The sequence below is a fragment of the Peijinzhouia sedimentorum genome (assembly GCF_049340005.1).
Taxonomy (GTDB): Bacteria; Bacteroidota; Bacteroidia; order Cytophagales; family Cyclobacteriaceae; genus CAXBDP01.
Genome location: NZ_JBMPIY010000003.1, coordinates 157971 through 181269, shown reverse-complemented (window position 1 = coordinate 181269; position 23299 = coordinate 157971). Strand labels below are relative to the sequence as shown.

Annotated in this window: 20 protein-coding genes; 16 read left to right on the top strand and 4 right to left on the bottom strand. The window is 37.7% G+C overall.

Annotated elements, in window-relative coordinates; translation table 11 throughout:
* The first annotated feature begins 142 nt into the window (after positions 1-142).
* From ACOXY8_RS06365 to ACOXY8_RS06350, 4 genes are read left to right on the top strand one after another with little or no spacing between them, the layout of a single operon-like run.
* Positions 143-742, top strand: coding sequence for an RNA polymerase sigma factor (locus tag ACOXY8_RS06365; protein WP_458330721.1), 600 nt, complete (start codon positions 143-145; stop codon positions 740-742).
* Positions 717-950 (top strand): hypothetical protein, encoded by a 234-nt coding sequence (locus ACOXY8_RS06360; protein ID WP_458330720.1) that lies wholly within the window; start codon positions 717-719, stop codon positions 948-950. The genes ACOXY8_RS06365 and ACOXY8_RS06360 overlap by 26 nt, the downstream gene beginning before the upstream one ends.
* Before the next feature lie 12 nt (positions 951-962).
* Complete coding sequence (gene nth, locus ACOXY8_RS06355) at positions 963-1616, top strand: endonuclease III (protein ID WP_458330719.1); 654 nt, start codon at positions 963-965, stop codon at positions 1614-1616.
* Between the two features lie 31 nt (positions 1617-1647).
* The gene (locus tag ACOXY8_RS06350) at positions 1648-2820 is read left to right on the top strand and encodes a glycosyltransferase family 4 protein (RefSeq protein ID WP_458330718.1); all 1173 of its coding nucleotides are present in this window, start codon (positions 1648-1650) and stop codon (positions 2818-2820) included.
* Here the strand turns inward: ACOXY8_RS06350 and gldB are convergent.
* The 4 genes from gldB to ACOXY8_RS06330 form a co-directional block, all read right to left on the bottom strand.
* Positions 2799-3752 carry a gliding motility lipoprotein GldB gene (gldB, locus tag ACOXY8_RS06345; protein WP_458330717.1) on the bottom strand — a complete coding sequence of 318 codons (954 nt, stop codon included), beginning with the start codon at positions 3750-3752 and terminating at the stop codon, positions 2799-2801. The genes ACOXY8_RS06350 and gldB overlap by 22 nt on opposite strands.
* Positions 3753-3787: 35 nt before the next feature.
* Complete coding sequence (locus ACOXY8_RS06340; protein ID WP_458330716.1) at positions 3788-5356, bottom strand: Rne/Rng family ribonuclease; 1569 nt, start codon at positions 5354-5356, stop codon at positions 3788-3790.
* Between the two features lie 221 nt (positions 5357-5577).
* Entirely contained in the window at positions 5578-6414 is an 837-nt protein-coding gene (locus tag ACOXY8_RS06335; RefSeq protein ID WP_458330715.1) for a tetratricopeptide repeat protein, read from the bottom strand.
* 26 nt (positions 6415-6440) lie between these two features.
* Complete coding sequence (locus ACOXY8_RS06330; protein WP_458330714.1) at positions 6441-6743, bottom strand: HU family DNA-binding protein; 303 nt, start codon at positions 6741-6743, stop codon at positions 6441-6443.
* A 139-nt stretch (positions 6744-6882) separates the two neighbouring features.
* On the opposite strand from ACOXY8_RS06330, the gene mutY reads away from it, so the two are divergent.
* The 12 genes from mutY (at position 6883) to ACOXY8_RS06270 (ending at position 23194) form a co-directional block, all read left to right on the top strand.
* Complete coding sequence (gene mutY / locus ACOXY8_RS06325; RefSeq protein ID WP_458330713.1) at positions 6883-7959, top strand: A/G-specific adenine glycosylase; 1077 nt, start codon at positions 6883-6885, stop codon at positions 7957-7959.
* Between the two features lie 12 nt (positions 7960-7971).
* A complete protein-coding gene (locus ACOXY8_RS06320; protein ID WP_458330712.1) occupies positions 7972-8352 on the top strand; it encodes a single-stranded DNA-binding protein in 381 nt (126 codons plus the stop codon).
* Between the two features lie 25 nt (positions 8353-8377).
* Entirely contained in the window at positions 8378-9727 is a 1350-nt protein-coding gene (gene gldE, locus ACOXY8_RS06315; RefSeq protein ID WP_458330711.1) for a gliding motility-associated protein GldE, read from the top strand.
* On the top strand, positions 9687-10316 hold the full coding sequence (gldD, locus tag ACOXY8_RS06310; protein ID WP_458330710.1) for a gliding motility lipoprotein GldD: 630 nt from the start codon (positions 9687-9689) through the stop codon (positions 10314-10316). Before gldE ends, gldD begins: the two co-directional genes overlap by 41 nt.
* A complete protein-coding gene (gene recG, locus ACOXY8_RS06305) occupies positions 10316-12409 on the top strand; it encodes an ATP-dependent DNA helicase RecG (RefSeq protein WP_458330709.1) in 2094 nt (697 codons plus the stop codon). The genes gldD and recG overlap by 1 nt, the downstream gene beginning before the upstream one ends.
* 44 nt (positions 12410-12453) lie before the next feature.
* Positions 12454-16245 (top strand): PAS domain S-box protein, encoded by a 3792-nt coding sequence (locus tag ACOXY8_RS06300; RefSeq protein WP_458330708.1) that lies wholly within the window; start codon positions 12454-12456, stop codon positions 16243-16245.
* Positions 16246-16249: 4 nt separating this feature from the next.
* Positions 16250-17344: a hybrid sensor histidine kinase/response regulator gene (locus tag ACOXY8_RS06295; RefSeq protein WP_458330707.1), complete on the top strand. Its 1095-nt coding sequence runs from the start codon at positions 16250-16252 to the stop codon at positions 17342-17344.
* Between the two features lie 4 nt (positions 17345-17348).
* A complete protein-coding gene (locus ACOXY8_RS06290) occupies positions 17349-18158 on the top strand; it encodes a hypothetical protein (protein WP_458330706.1) in 810 nt (269 codons plus the stop codon).
* Positions 18159-18164: 6 nt separating this feature from the next.
* A complete protein-coding gene (locus ACOXY8_RS06285) occupies positions 18165-19091 on the top strand; it encodes an alpha/beta fold hydrolase (RefSeq protein ID WP_458330705.1) in 927 nt (308 codons plus the stop codon).
* Positions 19092-19169: 78 nt separating this feature from the next.
* Positions 19170-21086: a tetratricopeptide repeat-containing sensor histidine kinase gene (locus tag ACOXY8_RS06280; RefSeq protein ID WP_458330704.1), complete on the top strand. Its 1917-nt coding sequence runs from the start codon at positions 19170-19172 to the stop codon at positions 21084-21086.
* Between the two features lie 176 nt (positions 21087-21262).
* A complete protein-coding gene (locus ACOXY8_RS06275) occupies positions 21263-21892 on the top strand; it encodes a response regulator (protein WP_458330703.1) in 630 nt (209 codons plus the stop codon).
* 144 nt (positions 21893-22036) lie between these two features.
* The gene (locus tag ACOXY8_RS06270) at positions 22037-23194 is read left to right on the top strand and encodes a formimidoylglutamase (RefSeq protein WP_458330702.1); all 1158 of its coding nucleotides are present in this window, start codon (positions 22037-22039) and stop codon (positions 23192-23194) included.
* The last annotated feature ends 105 nt before the right edge of the window (positions 23195-23299 follow it).

The following is a 23299-nucleotide window of genomic DNA, read 5'->3' as shown; positions in this document are numbered from 1 at the left end:
ATTAAGTATTCCAAAAAAACATTTAAAAAATTTTGCAAGTATGCATTGAAAGGATACATTTGAGCCTATTTAATTTTTTTACTTCTCACTCTAAACCAGACAATATGATATAAAGCTCTACGTTTACTAAAAGTACAAACACATGAGAGATTATGGTTTGAGCGACAGCCAACTGCTGGCGCTTTACAAGAATGGTAACGAAGATGCTTTTGCTCAGCTGGTTGAACGCCACAAGAACAAAATTTTCACCACCATCTATCTGATTGTAAAAGATCAGTACATAGCGGAAGATTTATTTCAGGAAACCTTCATTAAGGTGATTAACACCATTAAGTCTGGAAGGTACAATGAAGAAGGCAAGTTTTTGCCGTGGGTTCAAAGAATTGCTCACAATCTTGCGATAGATCATTTTAGAAAAGCGAAACGCTATCCTACCATTATTATGGAGGACGGTTCTTCAGTATTCAATACACTTGAATTTACTGAGGAATCATGGGAGAATGTTCAGATTCGAAATGACACTAATGCAATGTTGAAACGCTTTATCAAAGAGTTGCCTGATACGCAGCGGGAGGTATTGGTAATGCGCCATTATATGGAAATGAGCTTTCATGAAATTGCCGAATCCACAGGTGTTAGTATTAACACTGCCTTGGGAAGAATGCGCTATGCACTGATTAACTTAAAGAAAAAAATGGTTAAACATAATATAGCGTATGATCAAAACATCTACCCAAAATGACATTGTCAGATACATTTATGATGAAACAAACTCAGAGGAGAACCAGCAAATAGAGCTTTCTCTATTGGTTGATCACGAGGTGATCGATCAGTACAATGAAACTCTTTCAGCTGTGAGTAGTCTGAGAAATTTTAGCGCAAGTCCGTCTGATAGATGTGTGGAATCGATTTTAGCGTATTCAAAAAATACTAACTTGCATTCGGTTTAAAAACGAATTAGAATGCGAAAATCAGATCGGTACAAAGCACTGATCGAGTACTTTTCCAACGAAATGCCGGAACCTGAAACAGAGTTGGTCTATGCCAACTCTTATCAGCTCCTTATTGCCGTAATTTTAAGTGCTCAGTGTACAGACAAGCGAGTGAATATGGTCACTCCAGCCTTAATAGAAAGATTTCCAACCCCAGAGTCTCTTGCTGTTGCTCACTTCGATGAGGTGTTTCCTTATATTCGGTCTATTAGCTACCCGAATAATAAGACCAAGCACATTATCGGAATGGCCAAACTATTGGTGGACGAATTTGGAAGTGAAGTCCCCGGTAGAATGGAAGATCTCATCCGATTGCCCGGTGTTGGTCGCAAAACCGCCAATGTGATTTTATCTGTTATTTATAATCAGCCAACCATGGCTGTAGATACGCATGTATATCGTGTTTCGCGACGAATGGGGCTTGTACCACTTACAGCTAAAACTCCCCTGGAAGTAGAAAAGCAATTAGTAAAGCATATACCAAAAGAGCTCGTTCCCAAAGCTCACCATTGGTTAATATTGCATGGCCGATATATCTGCTTAGCTCGGACTCCCAATTGCAAGGCTTGTAAGTTGAGTTTTATGTGCAAGTATTTCGAAAAGCAACAGAGGACTTTAGCATAACCTCCCGCTTTTTTGTTTTTATCTTTCGCACATGAAGAGAATTACCATTATCCATCAGTATTTTAAAACACCTGAAGATGGTGGTGGTATTCGTTCATGGTATTTAGCAAAAGGCCTTGTTGAAAGAGAATTTGAAGTCACTGTAATTAGCTCTTGGAATAAACCTGAATATCAAGAGCTCTTTATTGATGGTATCAAAGTTATCTATTTGCCTGTTCCCTATCACAATCAATTTAAATTTTGGCGACGTGTAAAGTCATTTGGAATATTTGCCAGAAAAGCATATTCCACTGCAAAATCACTTTCTCCAAAAACAGATTTATTTTATTTAATTACTACCCCACTTTCTGTGCCTGCATTGGGCTTGTTATTGAAAAAACCATTCCTCGTGGAGGTGGGTGATTTATGGCCAGATGCACCAATTGAACTAGGTTATATTCGAAATCCCGTCTTAAAGTCTTTGTTGTATAATTTAGAAAGAAGAATTTATACAAATTCCGCTGGTATAATAGCTCTTTCTTCATCAATTGAAGAGGCAATTCACAAAAAACTTGGCGCTATTAAAAAGCCATTAACGACGATTACAAATTTTGCTGATGTAGAATATTTTAATTGTAAGCGGGAGGTTAAAAAGGACGAGGTGGATATTTTTCAAATAGGTTATATTGGTGCTATGGGTCGGGCTAATGGCTTGGAAATGCTTTTGGATGTTGCTGCAATAGCTATGGAAAAGGCAGACAAAATAAGGTTTGTTTTGATGGGAGAAGGATCTGAGAGAGTAGAGCTGATGGAGAAAACAAAATCACTCAATCTAAATAATGTCGAATTCATAGATCATAGCTCAAAATGGCGAGCAAAAGAGCTTTTGGAAGCTTCGGATGCCGCATTTGTTTCATATGCGCCATATTCAATTTTAACTACTGGCAGTCCCAATAAGCTTTTTGATGGGTTGGCAGCTGCAAAATTAATTATCCTAAATTTCAATGGCTGGATGAAAGATTTAGTAGAAGCAAATGATTGTGGGTTTGCCTACAATTCCGAACACCCAGAAGAGTTTTTTGAGAAGATTGAACCATTCTTAAATAGCTCAAACAGACTTGAAGAGGTACAAAGGAATGCAAGAAGATTAGCAGTAGAGAAATTTGATAGAAGGCTTCAAATAGAAGCAAGTATACAGTTTATTCAAAACTTGCCAGGACGATAGGAAGAATTCGAAAATATTGACTCGCTATTTTCAGTATTCATCAACTCTTGCACAGTGACTGTCTCGTTTTTGGCCATGTATGCATTTACGATTTTCCAGCCAAGCCAAGCACCAATTCTACCAGGGCATCTTCTGCCTATTTCAGCAACAAAAGGTCTTTCGCCCATATATTTATTTTTCTCAAAATGGCTTGATTCATACAGAAGCTGCTTATCAATAAAATGTGCCCAGATTACTCCTTCATTCTCTTTAATATCCGCTACTTGCTCGCTGGTGTAGGCAATAATATTTGCATCAGGTTCTGCTGGTAATATCAGCTTAGTGAAATAATATGCCTTTCCATAAGAAATCATTTCGCTGAGCATTGTATTCTCAGTGAGATCAAGTTCATTGAATCTATCCGATATAAGCGTGATAATGGCAGGAATGATATATTCCTTATTGTAGCGTTGGAGAATATAGTTGGGGACATCAATTGGGCGGAATTTGGCATCTTCGCCTAAGAAAAAATCAAGACCTATAACTACCAAACTGTCTGTAACCAATAAGTCACTTCCCATTCCGGTAATCATAGTATATACCTTTGGTGGCTCAAATGTGGGATACAATACTTTAATTCTCTTAAAAGCTTCTTCAAGTTGGCTTTCAAAACCATCCATGTCTGCAAAAACACGTTGGGTTTCGTCATAGAGTTCAGCGATTGCAGGATCGTACCTCATCTTGTGTAATTGCTCAATTAACTCGATGTCATCTGGGGTATATCCTAAAAATTGGGTAGCGACATCTTCGTGTGTAACAAGGAAATTGAGAATATCTTCTTGGGTTTCAAGCTGAAAAAAATCTTTCTCCAACCGCGTTATTTCTACATCGAGACTTACATTGCTGGTATCAATGGGGTCAGTTTCGGTAGTGCAAGCAACCGAAACTGACATTCCAATGATTAAAAAAAGTAATAGATTTTTGCGCATTATTCAGCAGACTCTAGCTGCATTTCAACTTCTTCACCAAACTTGTTGATGAATTTGTATTCTGATAGGCCTAACGATGAATCTTGTACTATTCGTATCCATCTGTTGTATTTCAAAAACCAACGGGTTCTTTTTGAAGGAAAACCTTTGGTAAAATATGAATACAAATAAGGGTGAACAATTACAGAAACAGACTTTTCATTTTGCTTGAGAAGTAAGTATTCTAAATGTTGCTCAAGTTGATCAGCAATTCCTAAAGTTGCCGATACTTTGCCAGTACCACCACAAGCAGCGCAAAGCTCTTTTGTGGTAATATTCATTTCAGGCCTTACTCTTTGGCGAGTAATCTGCATCAACCCAAACTTAGTAAGTGGGAGGATGGTAAACTTAGACCTGTCTGATTCCATCTCCAATTTCATCTGATCATAGAGCTTACGCTTATTCTCAGGCTTCTTCATGTCAATGAAATCGATAACGATAATACCGCCGATATCTCTTAGACGTAATTGCCTTGCGACTTCATTGGCCGCTTGCATATTTATAGCCAAGGCATTTGCTTCCTGATCTGCTTCGGCGTTTGACTTATTTCCACTATTGACGTCAATTACATGGAGAGCTTCGGTATGTTCTATAATGAGATACCCACCTCCCGCCAAACTTACCGTCTGACCAAATAGTGTTTTGAGTTGTTTCTCGACACCGAGGTGTTCGAAAATTTTGGTCTTTCCAGTATACATCTTGACAATTTTTTCTTTGTCAGGAGCAATTTTGTGGATAAACCCTTTTACTTCATCATAAATTTTTTGATCATCTGTAGTAATACTATCAAATGATTCGTTCAATACATCTCTCAGCAATGAGGATGTACGTCCCATTTCGCCTATAATTTTATCCTTAGGCTGTGCTTTTTTTAATTTAGCGACACCTTCGTTCCAATTTTCAAGTAGTTGTCTGAGGTCTTTATCAAGTAAAGCAACCTCCTTTTTTTCAGCTACAGTTCTAATTATGACACCAAAGCCTTCTGGCTTAATGGATGAAATGAGGCGCGATAATCTTTTTCTTTCTGCCTGCTCCGATATTTTCTTTGAAATATTTACAGCAGATGAAAAGGGCACAAGTACCATGTACCTGCCCGCTAATGATAACTCACATGAAAGTCGTGGTCCTTTTGTTGAAATGGGTTCTTTTACTACCTGAACAGGTATTCTCATACCTTTTGATAAAACTTGGGAAATTTTTCCCAGCTTATCTATGTCTTGGTCTGTCTTGAAACCATTTAGCTTGCCTGTAGCATCTTTATTTCCTTGTACATATTTGGTGTATTTTACCAAAGACTTAAACTGCGGTCCTAAATCCTGATAATGGAGGAAGGCATCCTTTTCGTATCCAATATCAATAAAGGCAGCATTTAGTCCCGGTACTATTTTCCGGACTGTTCCAAGGTAAATATCACCTACTGTAAAACGATCCTCGTCTTTATCGTAGTGATACTCAATTAAGCTTTTGTCTTTTAAAAGGGCTATACGACATCCATCTTGAGCGGAATTAATTATTAGTTCGCTACTCAATGTCGTAAAGGTTTATTGATACATAGAAAAAATATGTGCTCCAATTGGAGCAAAACAGTAAAACCGTGCCTTTAGAAAAAGCACGGTTTTATACCCGAAATCAGGCATTATTTTTTCTTATGTCTGTTCTTTCTTAGACGCTTCTTTCTTTTGTGAGTAGCAATCTTATGTCTTTTTCTTTTTTTACCGCAAGGCATAATATTAATGTTTTTGTTAAAAAATTATTTTAATCTCTCTGTGTATTGATCGATTGTTCTGATCATTTCTGGGTCAGAAACCCTCTCCCTCAATCTGCTGAAGGTTTCCAGGGCTTTTGCATTGTTTCCGGACTCAAGATAACTAATTGCCAGATAAAGTTGGCCTTCTTCATTTTCCGGATTCACTGCTTGGTAGCGCTCAAAGTATTCCACTGCCCTTGGAAATTGCCTCGATTCTATAGAAAGTAATCCCATATTGAATAGAGCAAATTCATTCTCAGGCTCTTGTTCTAACACTTCCCTTACCATCATAATTCCCTGCATAGGCTGCGGCGAATTAACGAGTATAAGACCAAGTCTAGTTTTTGATTCCAAGTCCTCTGGATTTTTTTCAAGCACTTTGCCTAATAAGTCTGATGCCCTGTCGGCATTTGATCTAACTTTTTCGGGTGCTACAGAAAAGCTGTATGCATCGAAATACAAAAAGGCAGCCTGCTTTATATTTGCATCCGTTGGTTGATTGTTAGCCAAGATTCCTGCATAATGAGCTGCACTATCAAAACGACTATACTTTTGATATAAAACAGCCAATTGATTTGCAGCATTATTAATCTCTGAAGCTATAGCACTACTGCTAACTTCATTGCGAAGTTTTGCAATTTCTGCTTTTTCCTCTTCAGTAAAATCCGACATGTGAGCAGGCATGTTAAGACCTGCCTCCATGTCCAATTCTTGGTCAACAGCATTCGCTTGTCTACCTCCCGCATCTTCTTTGTTGTCAACAACTACTTTTGGCAAACTATAAATAATAGCCACCAAAACGACTGAAGCGACAATTAGAATTAGCTGAAATTTTGACATTTGATTTTAAGCGTCTGACGAAAAAATTACTTCCCGTTAGAATTTACCAATTTGCTGCTTTTGATTTTTTCAACAAAAACCTTTGAAGGCTTGAAACTTGGAACATAATGTTCGTCTATTACAATTGCCGTGTTTTTGGAGATGTTTCTAGCGATTTTCTTAGCTCTTTTCTTGTTAACAAAGCTACCAAATCCTCTAACATAAATGTTTTCACCTTTTGATAGAGAGGATTTTACAACAGAGAAAAATGCTTCTACGGTAGTACTAACATCTGATTTGTCTACACCTGTTTTCTCTGCGATTTCTGCGATTACTTCTGCTTTAGTCACTTCTTTTATTCGTTTGAAATTTCCTAATAAACTAAAACCCAAGGATTTTGGGAGGGCAAAGGTACAATGAAGCTTGCTTTTTAAAAAACTATTTGATAAAAATGTAGCTTTGAAGCACTAGATATATTTAAAAACGTGCATGAAAAAAATCGCAGAAAATGATTTTGCCGACATTTTTATTGGCTGGTATTTAGCAAATAAGCGTGATTTACCTTGGCGAAACACAAAAGACCCATATAAAATTTGGCTTTCTGAAATTATTCTTCAACAAACACGTGTTGCTCAAGGCTTGCCTTACTATGAAGCCTTTGTCGAAAAATTTCCCTCGATAGATAAATTGGCTACAGCTGATGAAAATGAGGTTCTGAGGCTATGGCAAGGATTAGGTTATTACAGTAGAGCGAGAAATTTGCATGCCTGCGCAAAGCATATCCACCATGAGTTGAAGAATAATTTTCCTGAAAACTATCAAGAGCTAATAAAACTCAAAGGTGTTGGTCCATACACTGCAGCTGCAATTGCTTCCTTTGCCTTTAAAGAACCAGTAGCTGTAGTTGATGGAAATGTAATGAGGGTGATTGCTAGATTTTTCGGTATCTACGATGATATAGCTGAAAATAGTACGCAAACTACGATTAGAGAGATATGTAAAAGATTGATTTCAACTGAACATCCTGACCTTTTTAACCAAGCGATAATGGAGTTTGGTGCTCTGCATTGTAAACCTAATCAGCCACTCTGTGGCATATGCCCTTTTGCGGGAGGATGCTTTGCATATGAAAACTTAGCGCAAAAGGAATTGCCTGTGAAACGAAACAAAGTGAAAGTAAAAAATAGGTATTTTCATTATTTTATTTGGCAGAAGGGGAGTCATATTTATATGAATAAAAGACCTAAGGGAGATATTTGGGAAGGGTTATATGACTTACCAATGATAGAGGCAAATAATAGGATGGATTTAGAATCTTTAAAAAACTATGCTAATAACTCTGATTTATTTAAAAATTCCATTATATTTAAATCTGAAATGCCTGAGGTAAAGCATGTTTTGTCACATCAGGTAATTTATGCCAAATTCTTTTTGGTTGATATAGAAAATGAAGAAACTCTTTTAAAGGAACCTTTAGGAGATGCAGGCTTCTTTTCAACAGATGAAATAGAATCTCTGCCAAAACCTGTATTGATCAAAAATTTTTTAAATCAATTTTTAACTTAAATCTAAACCATCATGGCAGTAAACAAAGTAATCCTAATTGGGAATTTGGGAGCAGACCCAGAAGTAAGAACATTGGACACTGGCACCAAGGTTGCAAATTTTAACATCGCTACCACCGAACGTTATAAAGACCGCAATGGTGAAAAAAAGGAAACTACAGAATGGCATCGCCTTGAGCTATGGGAAGGTTTGGCCGGAATTGCCGAACAATACCTGAAAAAAGGAGATAAAGTATATATCGAAGGGAAATTGAAAACAGACACTTGGCAGGATAAGGACGGCAATAATAAATACACGACAAAAGTGCGTGTAACTTCCTTAGAAATGCTAACTCCAAGAAATTCAGGACAACCTTCGGGTGCAAATAGTGAAGAAGACGATCTTCCTTTCTAAATTGCAGAAAAATTAACAAAATACTTTGGAAGACCCCGATTCGAGTTTTCTATTATTACAGGTTATACAAGAGCCTACAACAACATTCATACTATTCAATGTGATAGTGTTAGTGTTTTTGCTAGCACTATCCGCATTGATTTCAGGCTCTGAAGTTGCCTTCTTCGCACTTAGCCAAGAAGAAATCAAATATTGCCAAGCCAATCCATCAAATGGAAAAGGAAGAATTCCACGTCTACTAAGCAGACCCAAATTGCTATTGGCAACAATACTTATTCTTAATAATCTGGTAAATGTTGCTATTGTCACCATTTCCACTTTTTTCACTTGGAAGCTTTATGGACTAGAAACTGCAGAGGGTACTGTGGTAGCCATTCTTACAGCAGTTATCACTTTTGCTATCGTTTTTTTCGGCGAGGTAACACCAAAAATATATGCAAATCAAAATAAAATGCAGTTTGCAGTTTTTACTGCTCCTTTTTTAAATGTTGCAAATTTCATTTTTAGGCCATTATCATGGTTCCTTATTTCCATGGGAGACATGATAGAAAAGCGGGTGGAAACAAAGGGTTATGATATTTCGGTAGATGAACTAACTCATGCCTTGGAGCTCACCGACTCTGGTAGCTCCACCAAAGAAGAAAAGGAAATTCTCAAAGGAATTGTAAATTTTGGATCCCTCACAGTAAAGCAAATAATGACATCTCGGATGGATATTACTGCTTTCGATTATGAACTGGATTTCCATGAGTTGATGGACAAGATCAATAAGACTGGATTTAGTCGGGTACCCGTTTACAAGGAGACCATTGATAAAATCGAAGGCATTTTATACATCAAAGATTTTTTGCCACATATCGATAAGGATGAACACTTTCAATGGCAAGAAATGCTCAGACCTTCATTCTTTGTACCCGAAAATAAAAGAGTAGAAACCCTCTTAGGCGATTTTCAGCAAAAGCGCGTACATATGGCGCTAGTGGTAGATGAATACGGAGGAATCCAAGGCCTTATCACACTTGAGGATATTATTGAAGAAATTGTTGGTGAAATCAACGATGAGTTTGATGATGAGCAGATTGTCCATCAAAAGCTTGATGTAAATACGTTTATTTTTGAAGGAAAAGTTTCGCTCAACGACTTCTGTAAAGTCATAGATGAAGACCCAGAAATATTCGAAGAAGTGAAGGGTGATAGCGAATCGCTTGGTGGCTTATTACTTGAACTATTGGCCAAAATTCCACGAGCAGGTGAGAAAATTCAATACGGCAAGTTTATTTTTACCGTTATTGCAGTTGATAATAAGAGAATAAAAAGGGTTAGAGTTTTTATCAATGCAGAAAGTACCAAGTCAAGTTCTGATTTCACAGATTAAAGTAATCCCAAAGCAAATACTGCCACTTGGAATAATTTTTATTTGTCTAATCTCAGCGTGTGATACTCCCTATTTGCCAAAGCCTTATGGCTACAATAAAATAATCCTCCCGCATTTTACTTATCAAAGTATAGGCGATAGTCTGCCATATCGATTCGAAGTAAATACCCTGGCAATTGTAAAACCTGATACGGGTTATTTATCAGAAAAATATTGGCTCGATATCGATTATCCTGATTTTGATGCAAGTATCCAAGTCACTTATAAGCCTTTATTCAACAGACAGAAAGAGCTGGAGGAATATCTGACTGATGCATTTAATTTGACCTCCAAACATCAAGTAAGAGCCTATGCAATTGAGGAATCGATTGTGCTAACACCTAATAATAAGACTGGAGTAATAGCTGAACTTAGTGGAGAAGTACCAACACCCTTTCAGTTTTTTTCTACAGATTCGAGCAGTCATTTTTTGCGAGCAGCTTTGTATTTCAACACTGCTACCAAAAACGATTCACTTGCACCTGTTATCGATTATCTGAAGCAAGATATGATTCATATGCTTAATACCCTTGAGTGGAAAAATGAGTAATGGCTGGGTTTTTCGATACCAAAATTGAATATCTGAAGGGAGTTGGGCCTCAAAAAGCAGCCTTAATTAATAAGGAACTTTCCATTTTTACTTGCGGTGACCTTATACAACATTACCCATTTAGACATGAGGATCGCACCAAATTTTATACAATTTCTGAAATAAATGAGCACATGCCTTTTGTGCAAATTAAAGGAAAAATATTTGCGATTGGCTGGCAAGGAGAAGGAAAGAAAAAGCGGTTGACAGCTATTTTTCAAGATGGAACAGGTAGTCTTGAATTGGTCTGGTTCAAAGGGCAGCAAGCTATATTGCGGGTGGTAAAACCCGGTGCTGCTTACATTGTTTTTGGCAAGCCTGCAAAATATGGATCGAACTATAGTATTGCGCATCCTGAAATGGAATTGCTTACAGAAAACAATCAAAAACAAGCCTATTTGCAACCAGTATACTCAACCACCGAAAAGCTAAAAAGCAGGTTTCTAGATAGCCGAGCACTTTCTAAAATCATTAAGGACTTGCTGCGAGTCGCCCTCCCACAAATTAGAGAAACGCTGCCTGAGTATATCACAGAGAAATATAGGCTTATCGAAAAAGCAAGGGCAATCCGTCATTATCATTTTCCATCTTCAGCCGAAATGCTGCAAAAGGCCAAGGCTAGACTGGTATTCGAAGAGCTGTTTTACATACAGCTAAGAATATTGAAAATGAAGTTGGGTAGGCTGGAGAAATTGAAAGGACAAGTATTTTTGGATGTAAGCTTGCTCAAAAATTTTTATCAAGATCATCTTCCTTTTGAGCTTACAGAAGCTCAAAAGCGGGTGGTGAGGGAAATCCACTCCGATATGAAAAGTGGTGAGCAAATGAATAGGCTCTTGCAAGGAGATGTTGGTAGCGGAAAAACGATTGTAGCATTTCTGTCTATGCTTATTGCAATAAGCAATGGGACCCAAGCCTGTCTGATGGCGCCAACAGAAATATTGGCCAATCAACATTATATTGGTTTAAGTGAATTTGCAGATTTGATTGGTGTAAAAATCGCTTTGCTTACAGGCTCAGTGAAAGGCAAAAACAGAAGGAAAATATTTGATGAACTCCAAAGTGGTGAGCTACAAATTTTGGTTGGTACACACGCTATAATTGAAGAGAAAGTTGTCTTCAATAAAATGGGAATTGCCGTAATTGACGAGCAGCATAGATTTGGCGTGGCACAAAGGGCTCGACTTTGGGAGAAAAACAAAAGCACTCCACCTCACATTCTGGTAATGACCGCCACACCTATTCCACGCACTTTAGCAATGACGCTTTATGGAGATTTGGAAGTTTCTGTTATTGACGAATTGCCCAAAGGCCGTAAGCCCATTATTACTAGCCATAGATTCGACAGTCATCGACTTAATGTCTTTGGATTTATTCGCCAGCAAATAAATGAAGGTAGACAGATTTACATTGTATATCCTCTTATCGAGGAATCAGAGAAATTGGATTTGAAAGATCTAATGGATGGATTTGAGTCAGTAGAGAGAGCATTTCCAGGAGTGCCTGTGGGCATTTTGCATGGTCGAATGCGACCAGAGGATAAGGATTTTGAGATGGATAGATTTGTTCGTGGAGAAACCAAAATTATGGTGGCGACAACCGTGATTGAAGTAGGTGTAAATGTGCCCAATGCCTCGGTGATGGTAATAGAAAATGCAGAGCGATTTGGCTTGGCTCAGTTGCATCAGCTTAGAGGTAGAGTTGGTAGAGGAGCTTCACAATCTTACTGCATATTGATGTCAAGTGTAAAGTTGAGCAAGGAGGCAAAAGTAAGGCTCGAAACAATGGTAAGAACTAATAATGGATTTGAGATTGCTGAGAAGGATTTGGAGCTTCGTGGCCCTGGCGATATACAAGGAACACAGCAGAGTGGAATACTTGACCTTCTCGTTGCCGATTTGTCTAAGGATGGTAAAATACTGCAAGAAGCTAGAGCCACTGCAATAGAAGTGCTTCAAAATGACCCGCAACTAGAATTGCCCCAACACAGAGGAATATTTGATCAAATAGAAAGACAAAAAAATTCAGAAGTGAATTGGAGTCGAGTAAGCTAGTATATTCCGAATATTTCTTATCTTTTCAATCTGAATTATAGGAAATGGACAATCCGAAAAGTGAAATAAGTCAAAAATCCGAAAATGGATTGGAGCAATCTTCCATAAATAGTTTGGATAAACTACAGCAAGGAGCATTGATAGTTGCAGAAAATGGCAAAGTCAAATTTGCCAATGCAGCTTTTCGAGAACTAACTGGACTTCACAACAGTGAAATATGCGAAGATGATTTTCTAGCTGAATTGTTTGATTCCATAAGTAGCAATCAAATTATGGAGAAGTTGCAATCACGAAGTAGCTTCGAAATGTTGGTTGAAATTAAAAATGCCGAAGGCCGCAATATTACTTGCAAGATTACACTCATTCCTGCTTTTCAGGCTGAAGCCATTACCCTCCCGCTTTCTTTGATTTTGTTTGCTCAACCAAATGAAATTGAGAAGGAATTAATGGAAAGTTTGGAGCGGAAAAACCGCCAATATGAATTGGCTATTAAAGGTACTCGAAACGGATTGTGGGATTGGAATCTCGAAACTAATGAAGCTTTTTATTCATCCCAGTGGTTCGAAATGCTTGGATATAGTCCAAACGATCTTCCTGCCACATTGCAAAGTTTTTATGACCAGTTGCATCCCGAAGATTATTTTAGAGTAATTCGCACAATCAATTCCTACATCACAAGGGAAACTCTCGAGTATGATGTTGAATTTCGCTTGAGACAAAAAGATGGAAGCTATAAGTGGATTCACGGAAGAGGTGAAGTGCTTTTCAATAAGGAAAATAATCCATATCGCTTTATTGGTTTCAATAGAGATATAACAGAGAAAAAGCTCGCAGAACAAATTGTTGCCGCTAAAGAAAGAGAGTATAGTAACCTGATTAACAGCTTGCAAGAAGTGATATTCAAGACTGATATTTACGGAAGATTTACTCTACTCAATCCATTTTGGAAACAATTGATGGGATATAATGAGGAGAATTCTTTAGGGGAAGATTTGGTGGGATATTTCCACCCAACAGAGGCTGAGAACAAATCTGGAATTGTGAAGGAGATCATTTCTGGTGTCCGAAAAATGGAGTTTCAGCAAGTACGGATGGTTACTAGGGAGGGTAAAGTAATTTGGGTAGAGTTATTTATCCGACCCGAAATAGATGAAGAAAGTAGAGCTCCGAAAGGGACTTATGGAAGTATTAAGAATATTTCAGAACAGCGCTATGCACAACTGGCATTACAAGAAAGCGAAAAGAAACGAGATGAGGTTCTAAGCTCAATTGATGATGTTGTTTGGTCCTATAATGTGATCACAAAGGAAAGCACCTTTTTTGGAAATTCACTCGAAAGGATATTTGGTTACAAGGAGAAGGAATTCATTGAGGCACCAAACTTATGGTATCAAATTGCGCATCCCGATGATAGAAAAATAGCTAAGGCCACAGCAGAAAATACAATCAAAGGCACACCTGCTAGCGAAGTTGTTTACAGAATCGTGAAGAAAAATGGAGATGTTCGATGGATTCGCGTTCGAAGCCGAATATCACATCTAAGCTCCAAAGAAGTGCATAGGATTGATGGTACTGTGGCTGACATTACGGCAATGAAGCGTGCGGAACTTGCATTAATTGAGCAAGAGAAGGAATATAGAAAGGTAGTTACTTCCCTATCTGAAGCAATTATAAAATTTGATGATAAAGGAAAAATCATCTTTACAAATCCTGCTTGGAAGAAGCTTACTGGCTACAAAAGTGAAACAGCGGGAGGTAAAAACTTCTTCGATTTTGTATATGAGGAAGATCTTGATATTGCCTTGGAGCTTTGGAATAATACACAAAAGAAAGAAGGAGAAACTATTAACGGTGAACTCAGATTAAAACATAAAACCAATAATTTCAGGTGGGTAGAGCTATTTCTACAGCAATCAAATGAGGATGGTGAACATAGCTATTTTGGTTCGATAGTAGATATTCATGATAAACTTCAGGCTAATCAAAAGCTTATTGAAAGCGAGAAAAAATTTAGGTTTCTATCCGAAAATTTGAATGATATCTTACTATTACTTGATACAGATGGAAAGTTCCTGTATGTATCTCCCTCTATCAAAAATCTAGGCTTTTCGTCTATTGAGCTAAAGGAGAAAACTATTTTTGACTTGGTTCAAAAGGATTCCGTCGAATCCTTTAAACTGAAATTTGAAAATGCAATTAAGGCCAATATCAAATCGCTCGCCGAAGTAAAGTTTCTTAAAAAGGGCAAGGATACACGCTGGTACGAAACCCTTCTGCACCCAGTTACCAACAAATTAGGAGAAGTAATTCAGATTCAGGTTTCGGCAAGAGATATTACCGATCGGATCAAAATAAGGCAAGACTTAGAGGAAAGTGAAAATAGATTCCGAACAATAGCAGAAACATTGCCCATTCCTGTAATGATTACTGAAAGCGGCGATAACCAAATCGTTTATGTGAACCAGGCATTAATTGGGCATTACCAGTACAAAAGCCAAAAAGAACTTTATGGTAAGCCTCTTCTAAAGTTCTTTAAATACAAAAAGGAATTGCGAGAGCATAAGGCACTTATTGCCAATGGAGGGTCACTTAACGGGGCAGAATACCAAACAGTAGACAAGCTTGGCAATGTCCGTTGGGTTAGCGTATTCGTACGCCCTATCCAATATGAAGGCAAACCATGTCATATTATGGTTTTCTACGATATTTCTGATCGCAAAAAAGCCGAATCGCTACTAAGAGAAAGTGAAGAAAAATATAGAATGATATCTGAGAATATCTCTGATATGGTTTGTATTCACAATCCAGAAGGAGAGTTTACATACATTTCACCATCAATGGTAGAATTGCTAGGTTATGATCCTGAAGAATGGGAAGGAAAAATGCCATATGGCTTATTAGTTGGGAAGGATGAAAAGAAATATTTAGATGCTATTGATCCTGCTTTCTTACTTCAAAAGGAGATGATTTCCCAAAGGCTCAAATTCAAAACTAAAACTGGTCAATCCTTATGGTTTGAAACCGTATCAAAGCCTGTATTTAATTTGGAAATGGAATTAGTAGGCATACAAACTGTGAGTAGAAATGTGATGAATTTTGTAGAAGCCGAAAGGGAAATGAAAAAGGCTTTGGACAAAGAAAAGGAGCTTAATGAACTTAAGTCTAGATTTGTAACAATGGCATCCCATGAGTTTAGAACGCCACTTACTGCCATTAGATCTAGTATAGAATTGTTGAGCATATACTCTGAAAATACGGAGTTAGCAGTTCGAGAAAAACTGATGAGGCACTATGAAAAAATTATCAAAGAAACGAAACGGCTTACTTCTTTGATGAACGATATTTTGATCTTAGGCAAAGCTGAAGCTGGTAAAACTCCGTTCGAGCCGGAAGATGTAAATATTGAAGAGCTTTGTTATCAGGTTTTGGAATTGTATGAGAATCAAGAAGCAGACAGAAAGGTAGAATTTAGCATTGGGGGGGCATGCAAATCATTCTGGATAGATCCAGAGTTGATGAATCCAGTAATTTCAAATCTAGTTTCAAATGCACTTAAATATTCAAAGAACAAACCAGCTCCAAGATTGGAAGTTCATGTAGATGAGGACAATTTGATAATTAAAGTACAGGACTTTGGGATAGGGATTCCTTCTGATGAATTAAGTCAATTGTACAAGTCATTTTTTAGAGCTCGAAACGTTACGAATATTCAAGGCACAGGTCTAGGTCTTGTGATAGTCAAGCAATTAGTGGATCTTCACAAAGGAAAAATCTTCGTTGATAGCGTGTTGGGAGAAGGCACTATATTTACAATAGAAATACCAAATCGCAAATAATTCAATGTCCAAAATCCTCATAATTGAAGACGATAATACCGTAAGAGAAAATATCTCTGAGTTTTTAGAAATAAACGGGTATTCCACAAACACGGCCAACAACGGACTAGAAGGTCTTATGCAAGCCATTCAAACTAAACCAGATTTGATAGTTTGTGATATTATGATGCCCGAAATGGATGGCATTGAAGTCCTAAACAATGTACGTGAGCATGACTCAATTTCAAACACTCCATTTATTTTTCTTACAGCCAAAGTGGAAAAGAAGAATTTTCGCGATGCAATGTCCATAGGTGCAGACGACTATCTTACTAAGCCCTTCGACCTTAAGGAATTATTAGATGCAGTGAAGATTAGACTGAAAAAGCAAACAGCCATACGAGAGATGATTTCTCTAAAAGCCAACGAAACCCGAGATTTAATCAATCGGACTGCTAATCACGAATTTAATACGCCATTATATGGCATAGTTGGGAGTAGCAAAATGCTGCTAGACTATTACGACGAACTTACTCGATATGAACACAAGGATTTGGTAAAAGCAATTTACCAGTCGGCCATTAGATTACAACATACACTTGAGCAAGACTTGCTTTATAGTAAATTGACTCAGATAGAGAAAGATCCTGAATCCATAAAAACTTTTATAGGCGGGAGGATAAAAAATGCTGAATTAATAATCAAAGAAGTTGCTCAAGATTTGGGTAGCGACTTGTCTAGAAGCAAAGACATCAGTCTTAATCTCACTGAAGGTAATTTGCAGATGTCGCATGAAAATTTCGAGTATATCTGTACAGAAATACTTAACAATGCAATAAAATTTTCAAGAGAAGGCTCTCCTATATCTATTATTAGCGAGACAGAGGAGAACTTTTACAGAGTCACTTTTTTAGATAAGGGTTTTGGAATAAAAAAGGAGTTTTTGGATAGTATCGGGCCTTTTATGCAATTCGATAGAACTACCAATGAGCAACAAGGCAGAGGATTGGGTTTGTTCTTGGTGAATAAAATATTGAATATGCATGGCGGAAAATTCAATATCGAAAGTGACGAAATTAATGGAACATCAGTAAGTCTATGGATTCCCTCAACCAACTAAAATTATGATAATTAAAAAGATTTTGCCAGTATTTATTGGTCTTTTAATCGTATTTGGCTGTAATACACCAAATAATGAAACTACAATTGTTGAAGAGGATTATGGCAATCCTCCTGCCGAAGGTTTTAATTTAGCTGCTTCAGATGAAAAAGCTATAGAAATGGCCGACGAAGTAATGAGGGCTCTTGGAGGCAGAAAAAATTGGGATTTAACCCAACATATTCACTGGAATTTCTTTGGATCTAGGCAACATACTTGGAACAAGTATACAGGTGATGTTCGTATAGAAACGCCTTCCCAAGAATTAATAATGCTTTTCAACATTAACGACAGAACGGGAAGAGTGATGAAGGCTGGTAGAGAAATTACAGATGCAGACACCTTGCAGCAGATGATGAATAGTGCATACAGCGCCTGGGTCAATGACTCCTATTGGCTGCTAATGCCTTTCAAATTAAAAGATTCTGGCGTTACGCTTAAATATGTTGGCGAAGACACGACTCAATTAGGTGAAGACTCTGAGTTACTAACACTCACATTTGATGGAGTGGGCGTTACCCCTCAAAACAAGTATCAGGTTTGGGTAAGCGATGAAACTAATTTAGTAAATCAATGGGCATATTTCCCAAATGCAACGGATAGCATTCCTCGATTTGTAATGCCTTGGGCAGATTGGACCAAGCATGGAGATATTATGCTTTCAGGCAATCGAGGTGAAAGACAAATTACGGACATCATGATTTTTGATGAATTGCCCGCCTCAGTTTATACTGATTTTGCACCTGTTGATTTCAGTAGTTTTGGAGCCAAATAGCCTTCGATGAAAGTACTCAAGATTTTAAGTATTGTATTGCTGTCAATTTTAGGATTGGCGGCAATACTGCTTTATAGGCCTAATATTGAAGTTGAAAAACTTCAAGAAAGCTACTTTTTGCCCAGTTCCGCTTGGCTTGATTGGGAAGGAATGAAAGTTCACTATAGCGTAGAAGGCAATGGGCCTCCACTTGTCCTCATTCATGGTACATTTTCATCATTGCATACTTGGGATGAATGGGCTGCGAAACTGCAAAACGATTTCACAATTATCCGCATGGATTTACTAGGCTTTGGATTATCTGGGCCACATCCCAATCACGATTATTCACCTGAAGCCTATTCTCGCTTGGTGATTGCCTTATTAGATCATCTCCAAATTTCCTCATGCTACATGGCAGGCAATTCTCTTGGAGGACTTATTACTTGGAGTACAGCAGTAAATTATCCTGATAGAGTTGATAAAATGATTTTATTAAATGCATCCGGCATCCCAAAACAGAGCAGAGATAGACCTTGGATATTTGATTTGGCATCTAATAAAACCTTTGGAAAAGCATTGTCAAAATTTACTCCGCGCCCACTATTCAAAATGAATATGGAGCAGGTATATTTCGATAAAAGCAAAATGACCAATGAACTTATCGATAGGTATTATTATCTCTTAAGAAGGAAAGGCAATCGAGAAGCATTTATTGTGAAAAGCGGGAGGAATTACCCCCTACCTCCCGCCCAAAAGCTAGCCGAGTTGGGCATTCCTACCCTGATAATGTGGGGCAGACACGACCAATGGATTCCATACACTGATGCTTTCGAATTCAAAAAGCTAATTCAAAACTCTCAGCTCATTATTTATGAAAATGCCGGTCACGTACCAATGGAAGAAATCCCAACGGAATCTGCCTTGGATGCAAAGAATTTTCTAACTTACTAGTCCATAGTTCTCTACACACCAAATATTGAAAATCAAACTGAGATGAAATTCTTTATTCTGCCAAAGCCTATAATATTTATGATTACCATACTTTTGGTATCACCATTAGTGTCTCATTCCCAAGAGAAATCAATGGATGAGCTCGTAATCTATTTGCGCGAAAACTTAACTGCTAAATGGCAAGAGTTAGAGCCGGAGATGTACCAGCTTCGAGATATGGCCGAAAAAGATGGCAGTGAGCAACACAAAGCGGATGCGTATAATTTTTTGGGAAGCTTACATTTTAGGAAATCAGCAATTGATAGTGCCATTTTTTATTACCAAAAGGCAGCAGAAATTAATAGAGGATTGAATAATGAAAATGCATTGGCCAAAAATTTGGTGAACATTGGAATGGCACATCGGAACCTTGGCAATTATGACAAGACCATAGAATTTTCACTGGAGGCAGCTCGAGTTTTTGACCAAACCAAAGACTACAAAGGGATGGCAATTGTGCAAAATATGATTGGCTCGGTTTATTATTATCAGGACAGAATTGAGGAGGCTATTCCTGCTATGGAGAAATATGTGGAATACAGCAAATTATCTGGGGATACTATGGAGCTAGCCAGTGCCTATCAAAATTTTGGATCTATTCTGTCTGCAGCAGGAAAATATGAGCAGGCAACTGAGAATTTGAACCTTGCATTCGAAATATTCGAGCAACGAGGAAACCTCCTAGGCATGGCGAACAATGCCATAAATGTGGGCACCATCTATTCAGATCAGGGAGACAATGAGCAGGCTAGAATCTATTATTTGAAAGCCTTAGCTATCAGCGAGAGTTTGGATAATCCCAGACTTGCAATGGAAGTTAATTTCAATTTGGCTGTTTCATATCTTAACTCTGATCAAAATCTTCAGACTTTTCCATATTCGCAAAAAGCACTCGATCTCAGTAGGGAAGTATCAGATAAATATTTTGAAGTACGAGCTTTAACTAACCAAGCGAAGGCCAATTATAACTTAGGTAATTATCAATTAGCCTATGACTTGAAAGAAGAATCAGATATTTTAAATCAAGAAATTATAAGCGAAGAAAATCTTCAAAAAATTGCTGAATTGGAGGCGCTATATGAGAATGAAAAAAAGGAGAATCAAATTCTTGCACTAGAAGCGGATCGCGAATTAAAAGAACTTACTATTCAACGAAATAGAGTAGTACAAGCAGGGCTTGGTGTAAGTTTGGTGCTGCTTATAATATTTGGAATGCTTTGGCAAAGTCGTCGTCATGCGAAGCAGCGGGAGGAATTGGAAAAGGTGAAAGTACGTCTGAAAGAAGAGCAATTATTAGCTGTAATTTCATCACAAGAAACAGAGAGAAAGCGTTTTGCAGAAGATTTGCATGATGGATTTGGTCAATTGATTTCCGCACTCAAATTGAACATAAACCGATTGGATGCTAATAACCCAAAGCCGATAACTATCGAAGATCGCCAAGCAATGTTCGATAGCTCCGTCAATATCATCAACGAAATGTATGGCGAGGTTCGCAATATCGCCTTTAACCTAATGCCAACTGTGTTAGTGAAAAAAGGACTTGTATCTGCTGTGGAACAATTAGCAGATCGATTCAATAATAGCGGGAAAGTTTTCTTTCAAGTGCATGCCTATGAGCTAGATGAGAAGTTGAGCGATTTGAAGGAAATTTCTCTTTACAGAATTGTGCAAGAGATAATGAACAATATCGTGAAATATGCAATGGCGAGCCAAGTGGATGTACAGTTTGTAAGACACGACGATGAGCTTGTTGTCACCATAGAGGATAATGGACAAGGTTTCGATGTGAGCAAACTTGAACAAAGTGAAGGTAATGGATGGAAGAACATCCGATCTAGGTTGAACCTTATCAAAGGAGAAATTGAAATAGATTCTTCACCTGGAGTTGGAGGGAGTACTTACATAATAAATGTTCCATTATCGCCAAAAGCTGAGTCAGTAATCGCTGCATAAATACCCACTGACACCTAGTGAATTACCTTAAATATGGGATAGTATTTGAGTTATTGTAGCGATATTTTTAAACTGTTTATTTACCAAAAGTAATTTCAGTTAAAAAAATGCAGGCTCATAATGTTGTTCCTATAAATCTTCTCCGCTATTTTCAGAAAATATTTCGGATTAGGACTATGGAGCCACTTAAGCTTATACTAGTAGATGATCATCCAATAATGCAAGAGGGTGTAAAGGCCTTATTGCAAGGAGAGGAGCAATTTCAAGTAAAAGCTGTTGCAAGCAGAGCCGCAGAGGCATTGGTTTTCTTGAGCAGAGGCACTTACGATATCATGGTTTCTGATCTCAATTTGCCCGACATGTCAGGACTACAACTTATCAAAGAAGCCAAAAGCAGATATCCCGATCTCAAAATTGTGGTACTTAGCATGCATGATGAACCTCATTTGGTAAAAGATGTCCTCAAAGAAGGTGTAGAAGGCTATATTCTAAAAGGATCAACTAATGAGGATTTAATTAAAGCTTTGTACAAAGTAAGAGATGGTAAGCGGTATGTGAGTGAAGATATCACGGGTTTGCTCATGCAAGATTTATCGAAGCCAGATGGACCTCAGCTATTGACAAGTCGTGAGCGTGAAATCTTGGCACTTATTGCACAAGAATGTCCTAATAAGGTAATTGCTGAAAGGCTTTTTATCTCTGAGCGGACAGTAGAGACTCACCGCAAGAATATTTTCCGCAAAACGAAAACGAATTCAATTGTTGGGCTAATCAAATTTGCTTACGCCAATCAATTACTTTCTTAGCCTATTTCAATCATTTTTTAATTTTGATTGATTCTTCGTTATTTTTCCTCAATTTCAAAGCTTCATTTAGTCAGAAGCTGAAAATCTCAACTTAAATGTTTGAATCAGTTTTAGAGAAGAGCATCAAATAAATAGAATAGGAGCATGAATCTTAAAATATTCTTTACACCGGTAGATGAAAACCTATATCAGGAGATTGATGATTTTCATTCATTTTATGAAAATATTCATGTGCATGGTTTCGAGTTTCCGGATATTAAGGATATGGATATTGCGATAATTGGTATCATCGAAAATCGTGGAACCATCAATAATGAGGGGGTTTGTAGAGCAGCGGATGAAATTCGTAAAAAGCTTTACCGTCTCAAAAAAGGACATGGAAAGTATAGAATTATCGATTTAGGAAATCTTGTTTCAGGCAGAAATGCGGAGGATACTGGATTTCGAGTGAAAGAAATTTGTCGTGTTTTGCTGAGCGAAAATGTATTGCCATTAATAATTGGCGGTTCGCATGACATAGATGTTGCGCAATTTCAAGCTTATGAAGAAATTGGCAAACTGGTAACAATGGTGAATGTCGATGCTTTTTTGGATCTGGAGTTCGACGAAAGTCAAGGGCCATCTAAAGGCCATATCAACAAAATATTGCTTCACAATCCGAACTTCCTACTGCATTACACCCAAATTGGGCATCAGAGCTACCTTACCTCCCGCGAATCTTTGGAGGTGATGGAGAAGTTGTATTTCGATATGATGCGCCTTGGTCAGGTTCGATCTAATGTGCGGGAAACAGAGCCATTTATTAGAGATGCGGATTTAATCAGTTTTGATATTTCAGCTGTACGAATGGGCGACGCACCAGGCAATGCCAATGCTCAGCCTTTTGGCCTTACAGGCGAAGAAGCTTGTCAAATTTGCTGGTATGCTGGCCTCAATAATAAATTGAGCTCTGCAGGATTTTACGAATATAATCCTGATCTAGATAATCCTCATATGCAAACTGCCTCTGTGGTTGCTACGATGATTTGGTATTTCGTAGAGGGATTCTATCACCGTCGAAGCGAAAGTGATTTCAAAGGAAGTGATTATGTGAAATTCACAGTGGAAATGCCACGAGAAAAGGATGGACTTGTGTTTTATAAAAGCAAGTTTACCGATAAATGGTGGATGGAAGTTTCAAATGATTTGCAACGACCATTCCCAAATAAAAGCATTATACCATGCAGCCATGCAGATTATGAAAAAGCCACAAATGGCGAATTTCCAGAGCGATATCTAAATTCTACGGCTAAATATTTTTAGTATACTCCCACTTTTTTTCATAATATATTGACTTTGTTTATTCTGAAATCTGAATTATGATCGATATGATTGTTGTTTCAGTTTGAATTGCAGCTAAATTCTATC